Genomic DNA, 13,458 nt, shown 5'->3' with positions numbered 1-13,458 from the left:
TATGGCCAGAGCCGCCGAGCCCCCCGGTGTCGCCGCCGGAATCAACCAGATCGAGGGCTATCTGCTGCTGCAGACGGAGCGGGACGCGGCCCGGGAGCGGGCCCGCCGCCTCACCGCGCGGCTCGACTGGCTGACCTCCGCCCAGCGGGCGGAGGTCGAGCGGCTCTACCTCCAGGACCAGCTGGCCGTCACCGAGCAGACCCTGCGCAAGGTGGTACGGCGCTGTGAGGAGCTGCGGGCGGAGTACCAGGAGGTCTACCGCACGCTGCGGCGCCGGCTGCTCCTGGTCTGCCTCCTCGGGGCCGCGACCCTCGCCGGCGGCTTCGCCGCGGCCCTCACCGTCCGGTAGGCCCCGTCTGGGCCGGGTTCGGAATCGCCCCGGATTCGGCGCCGAAGTCGAACCAGGCCGCGGGCGTATGGCGCAGGGCCTGGTCGGTGTAGTCGCTCCAGAGGTCGGCGACCCGCTGGGCACTGGCGTTCTTCAGCGGAATCTGCTTGCGCGTCTCGGCGTCCTCGCCGAAGAGGGCGACCGCGGTGACCAGGTCCGGGGTGTAACCGACGTACCAGGCCGCCCTCTTGTCGTCGGAGACCCCGCCCTTGCCCGCCGAGGGCCGCTTGACGGCGCGTACCGCGACCTTGCCGCCGTCCATGATGAGGCTCCGGGTGATCTGCTGGGCCGCCGCGGGGGCGATCGCCTGATCGCCCACCGCCTTCGGCGGCCCGGCGCTCTCGTCGCCGCGCCGTGCGGACTTCACGATGGTCGGGGTGACCCGCTTGCCCTGGTGGTCGAACGAGGCGTAGACACCGGCCATCTTCAGCGGGCTCGACCCCATCAGCCCCAGCCCGACGGACTCCTTGGTGCCGAAGCCGCCGTCGGTGTCCATGCCGAGGGCCCGGGCGGTGCGCTTGATCTCCGGCAGTCCGCCGGCGGTGGGTCCGTTGCGTATCTTGGCGTCCATGAAGGCGGCATCGGTGACCGGCTGGAAGGCGGAGCCCACCTGGTAGTCGCCGCGGGTCGCGTTGGACAGATAGTGCCGGGTGTAGTCCCGGCCGCCGTAGAGCGCGAGGATCCGCCCGTTCCTCGGGTCCACCGAGACCGCGCCGCCCTGGGTGGCGGCGGCGTCCGCACGGGCCCGCTTCTCCTCGGCGGAACCGGCCGCCCGGGGCTTCCCCTTGGCGGTGCCGTCGAGCCCCTGCCGCATCGTCTTCTCCAGCGCCCGCTGCTTGGCCGGGTCGACGTTGAGGGTGATGGTCCAGCCGCCCGCGGCGAGTTCCTGCTCGCTGACGCCCGAGGCGATCAGCTCATTGCGGGCCGCGTCCACGAGATAGCCGGCCTGGCCGCCGAGACCGGGGGCGGGCTCGGGGTCGACCGGCACGGGGAAGCGCATGCGCCCCCGCTGCGCGGGGTCCAGCCAGTGCATGTCGACCATGTTGTCCAGCACGTAGTTCCAGCGCCGGGTGACCAGCCGCTTGGCCTTCGGGCTCGCGACGGCCCAGTCGTACTGGCTGGGGGCCTGCACCAGCGCCGCCAGATACGCGCCCTGCTCGACCGTGAGGTCGTCGACGTCCTTGTCGTAGTAGGCGCGGGCGGCGGCCTGGATGCCGTAGGCCACGCGGCCGAAGTAGCTGGTGTTCAGATACCCCGCGAGGATGTCCTCCTTGGAGTTGCGCTGGTCGACCTTGAGCGAGATCACCAGCTCCTTGATCTTGCGGCTGGCGGTCTGCTCCTGGCTCAGGTAGTAGTTCTTGACGTACTGCTGGGTGATGGTCGAACCGCCCTGGGTGCCCTTGCCGGCCACGGTGTTGACCAGCCCGCGCAGAATGCCCATCGGGTCCACGCCCGAGTCCTTGTAGAAGGACTTGTTCTCCGCCGCGACGAACGCGTGCTGCACGCCCGTGGGGATCCGGTCGAGGGTGACCATCTCGCGGTTGATCTCGCCGGTGCGGGCGAGGATCGTGCCGTCGCTGAACTTGTAGACGTTGCTCTGCGCCTTCGCCTGGGCGTTGGCCTTGGGAACGTCGATGGAGTAGTAGAGCACGGTGAACGCCCCGATCAGCAGGGCGCACAGGCCGGCCACATAGGCGATCAGCTTCCGCCAGGTGAAGAACCTCCGGATGCCGGTCCGCCTCGGCCTTCCGCGTCTCCTCGCGCCGCGCTGTCGGCCAGGGGGTCTGGTCTCCCGCGGCGCCTGCTCCGAGTCCGGGGTGAACCGTTCGCGTAGTGCCGTGAGGGGACCTGCCATGCCGATTGCTCCTCTGTCGATCCCGGCCGCGAGGATTCGCGGGGGTCGGCGCCATCCTCCTCAGCGAAGATCTTCGGAACGGCAACGGGCGATCTCGGCCGGGGCTCGGCCGCTTCTCGACTTCCGCTCGACGATGTATCAGCCGTGTATCGGTCCGGGCTCGGGCCGCTCGGGCAGGCGCAGCGTGGCGACCGCGCCGCCGTCCGGTGCGTTGCCGAACCGCAGCGTGGCGCCGATGACCTGGGCCTGTCCCGCCGCGATGGTCAGCCCGAGACCGTGGCCCCGGCCCCGCTCCCGGACCCCGGTGCGGAACCGCTGCGGGCCCTTCTCCAGCAGATCGTCCGGATAGCCGGTGCCATGGTCGCGGACGGTCACGGTCCGGCCGTCCGCCGCCACCGTCACCTCGACCGGTTCGCGGCCGTGGCGATGGGCATTGACCACGAGATTGGTGACGATCCGGGTCAGCCGGCGGGGGTCGGTCCACACCTTCGGGCCGTCCGCGGGCTCCTGCGGCTCGCCGTCCCCCGCCCCGTCGGTGCGCAGCTGTGCCGTCAGCCCGGTGCCGGCGATGGCCTCGTCGAGTACGGGCCCCAGGGGGCAGGGCGACAGATCGGCCTCCTCGGCGCCCGCGTCCAGCCGGGAGATCTCCAGCAGATCCTCGACCAGTGTGCTCAACACCCGCACCCGGTCGCGCACATACCCGGCCGCCTCCCCGGGCGGGAGCAGCTCGGCGGCGGTGACCAGGCCCATCAGCGGGGTGCGCAGCTCATGCGCCACATCGGCGGTGAACCGCTGCTCGTCGAGCAGTCGCTCCTGCAGCGCGGCGGCCATCGAGTCCACGGCCCCGGAGATCTCGGCGATCTCGTCGTGCGGGCGGGCGGCGGCGGAGATCCGGGCGTCCAGGTCCCCGGCCGCGATCCGCCGCGCGGTGGCCGCCGCGAGCCGCAGCCGCCGGCTCATCCGCTCGGCGGTCAGCACGCCCAGCGGCAGCACCACGGCGGTGGTCATCAGCCCGGCCAGGATGATGTTGGTGTCCAGCGCGCCGATGTCGCGCATCGCGGTGCTCATGTCGACGCGTACGGACAGGATCTGGCCGTCGGCGGGCCGGGCCGCCCACATCGCGGGCCCGTCCGGGCCGGTGGTGAACTCGGTGCCCTGATGGCCCTTCTTCACCAGCTGCCGCAGCCCCTGAGGCAGCCCGGGCGCGTCCATCACCGCACCGGAGCCCTGGACGCCGCCGGTGCGGGCGTAGCTGAGCGCGGCACGGTCGAGCGTGGTCCGCGCCCCGTCGCGCGCCTGGGACAGCTCGCGGTCGCGTGAGGCGTGGTGCACCAGCACCCCGACCGCGGCCGCGGCGGCACAGGTCGCGGCCGCCACCAGGGCCACGATCCGCCATCTCAGCGTCATATCAGCGCCGCAGCTTGTAGCCGAAGCCGCGGACCGTCTCGATCCGTTCGGCGCCTATCTTCGCCCGCAGCCGCTGCACATGGAGGTCGACCACCCGGGTGTCGCCCTGCCACGCGTGGTCCCAGACCCGGCTGAGCAGCGTACGGCGCTCCAGCACCACACCGGGCGAGCCGGCGAACTCCAGCAGCATCCGCAGTTCGGTGGGGGTCAGGGCGAGCGGCTCTCCCGCGCGGCGCACCTCCATGCCGAGGGTGTCGATGGTCAGGTCACCGAAGACGAGGGTGTCCGGCCCGGCCGCGCCGTCCGGCTCCGCGGCCCCGTCGCGCGTCTCGGCCTGCGGGGCGCGGGCCGCGGGGGCGAAGGAGGCGCGGCGCAGCAGCGAGCGGATACGGGCCACCAGGACCGCGCTCTCGCACGGCTTGATCACATAGTCGTCGGCACCCGCTTCGAGACCGGAGACGACGTCGAGGGCGTCCCCGCGCGCGGACATCATCAGGATCGGCGCCAGGCTGAACTCGCGGACCCTGCGGCACAGTCCGATGCCGTCCAGCTCGGGCAGCATCACATCCAGGAGGAGCAGATCGGGCTGCTTCTCACGGAAGATCTCCAGCCCGGTGAGACCGTCGCCCGCGGTGGACACCGTGAAGCCGTAGCGCTCCAGGGCCATCCGTACCGTATTGCGGATCACCTCGTCGTCCTCGACGAGCAGCAGATGTGCCTCGGTCGGGGAGCCGGTGCCCGGGCCGGGGCCGGGCGGGAGGAAGCCGGTGGTCATCGCGTCGCCCTCTTCTCCGCGAAGGGGCGCGGGGTCGCCGTGCCGGACGGCAGTGGTTCCGGTACGGCCTCGGGGCCGGCCCCCGGCTCGGCCGCCCGGGCGCCCGCGCCGCCCTCGGGTGTCACGGCCGCCATGACGCGGCCGTTCCAGCGGAAGCGCGTGGTGACCCGGCCGTCCTCGCCGGTCGCGCTGATCAGCAGGTCGCGGCCGAAGGTTTCGCCGGTGAGCCCCGGCGGGCCCCAGTAGATCAGCACGGGGCGGACCGTGCGGCCCGAGGCCGTGTAGACCTGAAGCAGCGTCCGGTCGAGTCTCGGCAGATCCACCGCCACCACCTGTTCGTCCTCGCCGTCGCCGGTCAGATCGCGATGGACGGCATCCCGCAGCGGACAGTCGCCACTGCCCGGGCACACGGAGATCTCCTTCTGCACCAGCGCCGGCACATTGGGGTCGTTGAGCAGCAGGGTCTGCGCGGAGACGGCGGTCAGTCCGCCCGAGGGCAGCCGGAGTCTGCTCACGGGCAGATAGCGGTCGAAGTCCGGCTTCTGACGGGGCGACGATGAGGCCGAGGGAGTGTACCGGGGCCACAGCGGAACCGCGCTGGCCGGTGCCGACAGCGAGGGCGCGGCGCCGTCGTCCCGCACCCCGGACTGGGCCGCGCACCCAGCGGCGGTGACGATGGCGCACGCGGCCGCCACGGCGGACGGGAGGCCGCGTGGGAGCCGGGGGCGGGGGCGTTGCCGCGCGGTGCGCGACGCGTGGGGGAGTGAACGCATGGCCGTCCCAGACTACTGAGCGGCGGACGCGTCCCACGCCGGGCCCGTGAGTACCCGCCGGTAGGGGCGGGGCGGCCGAAGCCGACAGGCCCGGGGCGGTGCCGCCCCGGGCCTGTCCGAGTGACGTGGTGTCACATGATCGGTCTCATTTGATGAATTCCGGACGCACCCGGGCCGGCCAGGTGCCCACGGTCAGCATGCCCGCCGCGTAGGCGCGCGAGACCAAGGCGGCCCGGTTGGGTGCCTTCATCTTCCGCAGCATCGATCCCACGTGGTATTCGACGCCCTGTCTGCTCAGGTAGAGCTTGGCGGCCATCTGCACGGTCGACGCGCCGGTGGCCACTCCCTCGAGTATCCGGGCCTCCAGCGGCGAGAGCAGCTTCTGGCCGGTGGCGGCGGGTGCCTCCTCGTGTCGTTCGTCATCCGGCTTGACCATCACGACGATGGCCGAGAGCCGGTCGGACCGGCCCTGGATGGCGGTGCCGGTCAGTTTGCCCGAGAACACCTGGCCGCGTGCGTGGCAGCCGAGGACGCGCTCGGTGAAGCGGGTGCGCCGTCCGTCGTGCAGTCGCGAGAAGTGTTCCCGCAGGACGGGGGAGGTGCTGGGGTGCAGCAGGTCGAACACGCTACGGCCGCACAACTCAGCAGAGGATGCGCCGAAATGTCGGCAGAAGTCCTCGTCCCCGGCCACCACATGGAGGTCGGGGGCGAGTGTGGCCATTCCGGTGGCGTGCCGCGAGGCGGCGGCGGGCACTGCCTGTCCGGGCACTCGAGGGGCACTCTGAGCGCTGTGGGGGAGGGCCAAGAGGAGTCACCGCTTTCAGTCGGTTCGTGACGGAGTGGTCAGTCCGTCTCGGGTGAACCCCCAGGTGACGGAGGGTCGGCGCACAGCGGGCCACGCAATGCGCCGGACCCCAGGGGGAATTCAGTGACGGGTGTTAGATCCGCTTCCTGGTGTATACCAACGCTACGGCAACTGTGGGGTGCCCGTTTCCAACAGAGTTGTGCCCGCTTTCTGCCCGCTTTGCGGTCGGAACCGGCGGGAGGCGGGAGCCGCTGGTGGGAGCGCTACGCCGCGGCCTTGGCCGACTTGCGCGTCTTGGCGCGGCTGTTGGAGCGGCTGCTCTTCGCACGGCCCTCGCCGCGGCCCTCGTCGCGACCTTCGGTGCCCTTCTCGGCCGGCGGGGCCATGATGCCGCCCTTGCGCAGCACCGCATAACCTACCCCGATGCCGACGGCCACCGGCCATTCGATGACCTCCACGGCACCCAGCGCACCGAGCCCCACGTACAGCGGGAGTCCGCCCTTGGCGGGCAGCACCCGGCGGGCCACCTCGACCGGCTTCAGCGCCGCCCTGGCCGCGCCCCCGGTCGCACGGGTGGTGGCGTGGCCGACCGTGTCGAAGGTCTCCCTGGTGGCGTGACCCACGGTGTCGAGGGTGCCCCTGGTGGCGTGCCCGACGGTGTCGAGCGTCTCCTTCGTCGCGTGGCCCACGGTGTCGAGCGTGGGCACCGTGAGGGTCAGGCTGCGCTTGCCGTCGCTGCGCGAGGTCTCCATGGCGCCCTTGGCGGCCTTCGCCGTCCGCTGTCGCTGCGTGGTCTTCGATGGCCTGGCCGCCTTCGTCGCCTTCTTGGGCTGCGAAGACTTCGACGTGGCCGACGTGGCTGCCGCGGTCCGGGGCTTCGTCGACTTGCCGCCGCCGCGCCCCGGTGCCGTCTTCTTCGCGGCTGTCGAGGGGCTGCGCTTGCGTGAAGTAGCGGGAGTGGTCACTGGTCTCACGTCCACACGGTGATGACGGATTGAATCTTCTTCCTATTTAAGGGTAATAGGGATGAACCGGGCAGGCCGCCCGGAGAGCGGAGGTTCCCCCGATGTCACCGCTGCGTCTGCCCCTGGCGCCCCTGCAGCTGCTGCCCCTGCCGCCCCTGCAGCTCCTCGCGCCCATCAAGGCCGGTGTGCCCGCGGGTGTGCGGGATGCCGCCGGAGCCGTCGGGCGGCTGGTCCGGCCCTCCCAGCGCGGGGTCTGGTCCTATCCGGGGCGGTACTACATCGAGGTCCGCGGGGTGCACGGCATCGGGGGCGAGCAGGTGGCCCGCCGGGTGGAACGGGCCCTCGAGGAGCATCCGCGGGTCCAGTGGGCACGGGTCAACGCGCCCTCCGAGCGGGTCGTGGTGGCCGTGGGCAAACCGCCCCCGTCCGAGCAGGACCTGATCGCACGGATCGAGCGCGCGGAGGTCCAGGAGCCCGTCGCGCCCACCGAGGAGTTCGACGAGTGGGCCCCCGAGCCGTGCCATCCCTCCGGCGGGGGGAAGGAGGCCCAGTCGCTGGCCGTCGTGGCGGCCGACGTCGTGGGGCTGAGCGTCGCCACCGCCCTGCGTCTCACCCCGTGGCTCAAACTGCCGACCGAGGTGGCCGCGGCCCTGTCCATCATCCAGAACCACCCCCGCCTGCGGCGGCTGACCCTGGCCATCACCCGCGGGCAGCCCACCGAGGCGGCGCTGCCGGTGCTGACCGCGCTGACCCAGGGCGTGGCCACCCGGGGCGGAGGGCTCGCGCTCGACCTCGTCCAGCGGGCGGCCCTGTGGCGGGAGGCGGAGGCGGAGGGCCGGGCCTGGGCGGCGATGGAGCCACAGCTGGTGCACGGCCCCCAGGACGTGGTGGCCGAGCCCATCGTGGTCGAGCGGCCCGGAAAGCCCCCCAAGGACACCGTGGAGCGCTTCGCGGAGCGCTCCATGGCCGCCGGGGCCGGGGCCGGCGTCCTCGCGTCCCCGTTCGCCGGTCCGCGTCGCGGATTCGCGGTCGCGTACTCGTCCGTGCCCAAGGCGCCGGGGGCCGGCCGGGAGGGGTTCGCGACCAGCCTCGGCCAGTTTCTCGCCCTGCGCGGCGTCCTCGCCATGGACCGCAGCAGTCTGCGGCGGCTGGGCCAGGTCGACACCGTGGTGCTGGACGAGGCGGCGCTGCGCGGCGACCGCTACGAGCCCATCGACCTGGAACTCCTCGGCGGCGCCGACCCCGAGCGGACCGCCGAGCGGCTCTTCGACCTCTTCGACCCCGAGGAGCCCCTGGAGACCCGCCACGACAACGGATGGGCACTCGGCTCCCTGGACCGGCTGGAGCTGACGGGCCGCACCGGGCAGCAGACCGCCGCGCGGCTCCGCCGCAGGGGCAGCGAACGGGTGCTCGGCCTGGCCCGGGGACACAAGCTCCAGGCGGTGGTGGGCCTCGCCCCGCAGACCGTGCCGGGCGCCGAGGCCGTGGCGGCCGCCGCCCGCCGGGCGGGCTCCCGCATCGTCCTGGCCACCGACCGGCCGCATCCCACGGGCTTCACCTTCGCCGACGCCGTGGTGCCCTCCGGCCGCCGCCTCGTGGCCTCCGTACGCTCCCTGCAGGCCGACGGCGCCGTGGTGCTGCTGCTCTCCGGCAACCGCCGGGCCCTGGGAGCCGCCGACTGCGGCGTCGGCGTGCACCGCGACGGCGAGCCCCCGGCCTGGGGCGCCCATCTGCTCGTCGGCGCCGACCTGGAGTCGGCCGGGCTCATCGTGGACGCCGTGGGGGTGGCCGCGCGGGTCGACCGGGAGAGCGCCCTGCTGTCGGCGGGCGGCAGCGCCGTCGGCGCGGTGGCCGCCCTCCAGACGGCCCCGAACCAGGCCACCGCCCGCGCCGCCGCGGCGGGCACCACCGCGGGGACCCTGGCCTTCGCCCTGGGCCACTGGCGGGCGCGCCAGCTCCTCGCCCGCCCCATGGACCCGCCGGTGACCACCACCCCCTGGCATCTGATGCCCGTCCCCCGGGTGCTGGAGCGCCTGGACGCCGACCCCGACGGCCTCACCCCCGAGGAGGCGACCGCCCGCACCGCGCTGGGGCCGCGCCGCGGCGAACCCACCCGCACCACCCTGCCCGCCGCCTTCATCGAGGAGCTGGCCAACCCCCTGACCCCGGTCCTCGCCGCCGGAGCCGCCCTGGCCGCCGCCGTGGGCTCGCGCACCGACGCCGCCCTGGTGGCCGCCATCACGGGCATCTCCGCCCTCGTCGGCGGATTCCAGCGGGTCAGGACCGAGCGGGCGCTGTCCGAGCTGTTCGCCCGGTCGGCGATCGGCGCCCGGGTCCGCCGGGGCGGTACGGAACGCCTCGTGACCGCCGGGGACCTCGTCCCCGGCGACATCGTCATGCTGGGCCCCGAGGACGTGGTGCCCGCCGACTGCCGGCTGCTGGAGGGCGAGGGGCTCGAGGTCGACGAGTCCTCGCTGACCGGCGAATCCCTCCCCGTGAGCAAGGATCCGGCGCCGATCGTCGGCGCGCACATCACCCAGCGCCGGTCGATGCTCTACGAGGGCACCACCGTCTCCGCGGGACGCGCAGTGGCCGTCGTCGTGGCCACCGGACCGGCCACCGAGGTCGGCCGGAGCCTGGCCACCGCCCGCCAGGCCGCCCCCGTCACCGGGGTCGAGGCGCGGCTGACCTCGCTCACCCGGTCCAGCGTGCCCATCGCGGTCGGCTCCGCCGCCGCGGTCGCCGGCGCCGGACTGCTGCACGGCCTCCCGCTCACCGAGAACCTCGCCTCCGCCGTCAACCTGGCCGTCGCGTCCGTCCCCGAAGGGCTTCCGTTCCTGGTCAACGCCGCCCAGCTGGCGGCCGCCCGCCGACTGGCCGACCTCGGCGCCCTGGTCCGCAACCCCCGCACCATCGAGGCGCTCGGCCGCGCCGACGTGCTGTGCTTCGACAAGACCGGAACCCTCACCGAGGGCAACCTCCAGCTCGCGGCCGTCAGCGACAGCGGCGGCCCGCTCCCCGCCGACCGGCTCGACGCGCCCCGTAAGGCGGTGCTCGCCGCCGCCCTGCGCGCGACCCCGCCGGCCCGCCAGGCCGAGCCCATGGCGCACCAGACCGACCGCGCGGTGAGCGTCGGGGCGCGCCGGGCCGGGGTCGGGGTGCGGCGCGGAGCGCCCCGCTGGCGCCGTACCGACGCGCTGCCCTTCGAACCCTCCCGCGCCTACCACGCCACCACCGGGCGCACCGTGCACGGCCCGCTGCTCAGCGTCAAGGGCGCGCCCGAGGGCGTCCTGGAGCGGGTCGCCCGGCGGCGCACCCCGGGCACCGGCCAGGCCACCGAACTGGACGCGGAGGCCATCAGGAAGCTGGGCGAGACCGCGGAGGAGCTGGCCGGCGCCGGGCGCCGGGTGCTGGCGGTGGCCGAGCGGCGGATGCGGGAGGGCGAGGAGCTGACCGACGACGCCGTACGGGACCTGGACTTCCTCGGCTTCATCGCCATCGCCGACCCCGTGCGCACCAGCGCCGCCCCCGCCCTCGCGCGGCTGCGCGAGTCGGGTGTGCAGACCATGATGCTCACCGGTGACCACCCCGCCACCGCGGACGCCATCGCGGCGCCCATCATGGACCTCCCCGAGCCCAAGGTGTGCACCGGTCCGGAGCTGGACGAGATGGACGACGCGGAGCTGGACGAGCTGCTGCCGACGGTGGACGTGATCGCCCGGTGCAGCCCGCACCACAAGGTCCGGATCGTCCAGGCGTATCAGCGCCTCGGCCGGGTGGTGGCGATGACCGGGGACGGCGCCAACGACGCCCCCGCGATCCGGCTCGCGGACGTGGGGATCGCCCTGGGGCGGCGCGGCACCCCCGCCGCGACCGCCGCGGCGGACCTGGTCGTCACCGACGACCGCCTGGAGACGATCGTCTCGGCCCTGATGGAGGGGCGCGCCATGTGGGCCTCGGTGCGCGCGGCCCTCGCCATCCTCATCGGCGGCAACTTCGGCGAGGTCACCTTCAGCGTGGTCACCTCCGCCCTGACCGGCGCCACACCCCTGAGCGCCCGTCAGATCATGCTGGTCAACCTGCTGACCGACCTCGCGCCCGCGCTCGCCATCGCGGTGCGCGAGCCGACCGGGCACACCGGCGAACGGCTGCTCAAGGAGGGCCCCAGCCGCTCCCTGGGCGCGGCGCTGACCAAGGAGATGCTGCTGCGGGGCGTCATCACGGCCGCCGGGGCCGGGATGGCCTGGACCGGCGCGAGGATCACCGGCAGAAGCCGCCGGGCCGGTACGGTGGCGCTCGCCGCCCTGGTGGGCACCCAGCTGGCGCAGACCCTGACCACGGGCGGCCTGGACCGGCACGTCCTGGTCGCCGGGCTGGGCTCCGCCGCGGTGCTCGCCGCCATCATCCAGACCCCGGGCGTCAGCCAGTTCTTCGACTGCACCCCGCTCGGCCCGGTCGCCTGGGCCATCACCCTGGGGTCCATCACCGCGGCCACCCTCTTCGGACCCATCCTGGCGCCGCTCCTGCGGCGGGAGGCAACGCCCCTTGAAGCGGGTCAAGCGGGTCAAGCGGATGATGCGGAGGGTGCGGCGGAGGGCGCGGACGCCGCCGACGGGGCGGAGGTGACGCCCGCATCGGGGTGACCACCGAACCTCTTGCGCCGCCCGGCCCGAGCGATAGTGTTGAATGTCCCGGTTTGAGATGACGGGGGCGGGTCGGTGTGGAGGAGGGTGTGATGCGGAGCCGAGAGAGGTATGAGCTGATCTTCGTGGATGCGACCGTCCCGGACACCGAGGACGTCGTGCTGGTGCACCGCACGGACAGCAGCGGTCCGGGCGGACACCCCGTCTACGCGGACGACACCGGCATCGTGCGGGCGGAGATCAGCGACCGCGACGAGGTGCGGATGATCGCCAGCGGCGGCCATCAGGTGCACGCCGCCGCGGTCAGCGCCCGCCCGGTGTCGTGAATGACCCGTCCGGAGCCCGATGCGTCTGTCGTCTCCGCAGGTCGGCGCCGTTGTCAGTGGTGCCCGCTACGTTTGCCCCATGAGAGTCCGAAGAGCGATGAGGTGCGGCGATGAGTGATGTGGCGGCGGTGGACGGCGCGACCGGTGTCGAGCTCCAGCTGGAGCCGTACCGCACGCAGCTGACCGGTTACTGCTATCGGATGCTGGGCTCGGCCTTCGAGGCCGAGGACGCCGTCCAGGAGACCATGGTGCGCGCCTGGCGGGGCCTGGACCGCTTCGAGGGCCGCTCCGCTCTGCGGTCCTGGCTCTACCGCATCGCCACCAATGTCTGCCTGGACATGCTCAACGGGAGCAAGCGCCGGGCCCGGCCCATGGATCTGACCTCCGCGGCCACCCCCTTCCCGGCCGCGCTCGCCGAGCAGCCGGAGGCCACCTGGATCGGGCCGGTCCCGGACGGCCAGGTGCTGCCGGACGGGGGAGACCCCGCCGAGGTGGCGGCCCAGCGGGACGCGGTGCGGCTCGCGTTCATCGCCGCGCTGCAGCATCTGGCGCCCCGCCAGCGGGCGGTGCTGATCCTGCGCGAGGTGCTGGCGTGGAAGGCGAGCGAGGTCGCCGAGCTGCTGGGCACCACCGTCGCGTCCGTCAACAGCGCGTTGCAGCGCGCCCGGGCCACCCTCGCCGCGAGCGAGATCAGCGACTCCGACCCGGTCAAGCCGCTGGACGAGGAGCAGCGCGCCCTGCTGGCCCGCTATGTGGACGCCTTCGAGCGCTATGACCTGGACTCCCTCACCGCCCTGCTGCACGAGGACGCCACGCTCTCCATGCCGCCGTACGAGCTGTGGCTGCGCGGCCACGAGGACATCCGCCAGTGGCTGCTGGGCCATGGCATCGGCTGCCGCGGCTCGCGTCTGGTCCCTACCGTGGCCAACGGCATGCCCGCCTTCGGCCAGTACCGTCCGAGCGGCACCGACGGCGGCCATGAGGCCTGGGCGCTTCAGGTCCTCGAGATATCAGGGGGCCGGATCACCGGGCTCAACTCCTTCCTGGACACCGAGCACCTCTTCCCGCTGTTCGGCCTTCCCACCCGGCTCGAGCCCCAGGGCGTGGCCTGACGCCAGGGGGTGACCCGGCGCCGCGGGGGCCGTCAGGGCCTCGTCCAGCCCCGTCCAGGCGAGCAGCCGCCGCAGTTCGCCGCAGGCGTTGCGGAGCTGGATCCCGCGCCCCAGCCGGCCGGCGGTCAGCCGCAGCCGGGCCAGGGCCTCGACCACGGCCAGGTCCGGCCGGCCCACCCCGCCCACGTCCACGGTGACCGGCCCCGGTCCGGCCCCGCGCGCCAGCGCGGGCAGCCGTTCGCACAGCCGGTCCACCTCGGCGCGGGTGACCGGCCGGCCCAGGACCAGCACGGCCGGGGGCGGCGGGGGCGGTGACGGCGTGGGCGGCTTCTCGGGCTCGGGACGGACCAACGTCCACCTCCTGTTGTGGTGTTCATCGGTGAAGACCGCCCGGCTGAGGAAAAGTCAT

The 13,458-nt window shown here is 73.6% G+C and carries 11 protein-coding genes; 4 read left to right on the top strand and 7 right to left on the bottom strand.

What is annotated here, in order from left to right; genetic code table 11:
• Window position 1 precedes the first annotated feature (1 nt).
• Window positions 2-349 (top strand): hypothetical protein, encoded by a 348-nt coding sequence (locus J8403_RS04640; RefSeq protein WP_237516711.1) that lies wholly within the window; start codon window positions 2-4, stop codon window positions 347-349.
• Here J8403_RS04640 and J8403_RS04635 read toward each other — a convergent pair.
• The 6 genes from J8403_RS04635 to J8403_RS04610 all read right to left on the bottom strand — a co-directional run bounded on the left by J8403_RS04635 (window position 336) and on the right by J8403_RS04610 (window position 6,977).
• A complete protein-coding gene (locus tag J8403_RS04635) occupies window positions 336-2,243 on the bottom strand; it encodes a transglycosylase domain-containing protein (protein WP_211121998.1) in 1,908 nt (635 codons plus the stop codon). The two genes, J8403_RS04640 and J8403_RS04635, sit on opposite strands and share 14 nt — an antisense overlap.
• A 138-nt stretch (window positions 2,244-2,381) precedes the next feature.
• Window positions 2,382-3,650, bottom strand: a complete 1,269-nt coding sequence (locus tag J8403_RS04630) for a sensor histidine kinase (protein ID WP_211121997.1) — start codon at window positions 3,648-3,650, stop codon at window positions 2,382-2,384.
• 1 nt (window position 3,651) lies between these two features.
• Window positions 3,652-4,425, bottom strand: a complete 774-nt coding sequence (gene cseB, locus J8403_RS04625; RefSeq protein WP_211121996.1) for a two-component system response regulator CseB — start codon at window positions 4,423-4,425, stop codon at window positions 3,652-3,654.
• Complete coding sequence (locus tag J8403_RS04620; protein ID WP_211121995.1) at window positions 4,422-5,198, bottom strand: hypothetical protein; 777 nt, start codon at window positions 5,196-5,198, stop codon at window positions 4,422-4,424. The genes cseB and J8403_RS04620 overlap by 4 nt, the downstream gene beginning before the upstream one ends.
• A 145-nt stretch (window positions 5,199-5,343) precedes the next feature.
• The gene (locus J8403_RS04615) at window positions 5,344-5,967 is read right to left on the bottom strand and encodes a helix-turn-helix transcriptional regulator (protein ID WP_246585689.1); all 624 of its coding nucleotides are present in this window, start codon (window positions 5,965-5,967) and stop codon (window positions 5,344-5,346) included.
• 299 nt (window positions 5,968-6,266) lie between these two features.
• A complete protein-coding gene (locus J8403_RS04610) occupies window positions 6,267-6,977 on the bottom strand; it encodes a hypothetical protein (RefSeq protein WP_211121994.1) in 711 nt (236 codons plus the stop codon).
• 92 nt (window positions 6,978-7,069) lie between these two features.
• Between J8403_RS04610 and J8403_RS44280 the strand changes: the two genes are divergently transcribed.
• The 3 genes from J8403_RS44280 to J8403_RS04595 all read left to right on the top strand — a co-directional run bounded on the left by J8403_RS44280 (window position 7,070) and on the right by J8403_RS04595 (window position 13,049).
• Window positions 7,070-11,611 (top strand): cation-translocating P-type ATPase, encoded by a 4,542-nt coding sequence (locus tag J8403_RS44280; RefSeq protein WP_211121993.1) that lies wholly within the window; start codon window positions 7,070-7,072, stop codon window positions 11,609-11,611.
• Between the two features lie 92 nt (window positions 11,612-11,703).
• The gene (locus tag J8403_RS04600; protein ID WP_211121992.1) at window positions 11,704-11,937 is read left to right on the top strand and encodes a DUF6296 family protein; all 234 of its coding nucleotides are present in this window, start codon (window positions 11,704-11,706) and stop codon (window positions 11,935-11,937) included.
• A 110-nt stretch (window positions 11,938-12,047) separates the two neighbouring features.
• Window positions 12,048-13,049 (top strand): sigma-70 family RNA polymerase sigma factor, encoded by a 1,002-nt coding sequence (locus tag J8403_RS04595; protein ID WP_211121991.1) that lies wholly within the window; start codon window positions 12,048-12,050, stop codon window positions 13,047-13,049.
• Here the strand turns inward: J8403_RS04595 and J8403_RS04590 are convergent.
• Window positions 12,948-13,400 carry an STAS domain-containing protein gene (locus tag J8403_RS04590; protein WP_211121990.1) on the bottom strand — a complete coding sequence of 151 codons (453 nt, stop codon included), beginning with the start codon at window positions 13,398-13,400 and terminating at the stop codon, window positions 12,948-12,950. The genes J8403_RS04595 and J8403_RS04590 overlap by 102 nt on opposite strands.
• Window positions 13,401-13,458: the final 58 nt, after the last annotated feature.

This window comes from Streptomyces yatensis (assembly GCF_018069625.1).
In the GTDB taxonomy this organism is placed as follows: Bacteria; Actinomycetota; Actinomycetes; order Streptomycetales; family Streptomycetaceae; genus Streptomyces; species Streptomyces yatensis.
This window is presented reverse-complemented; position numbering and strand designations above follow the sequence as displayed.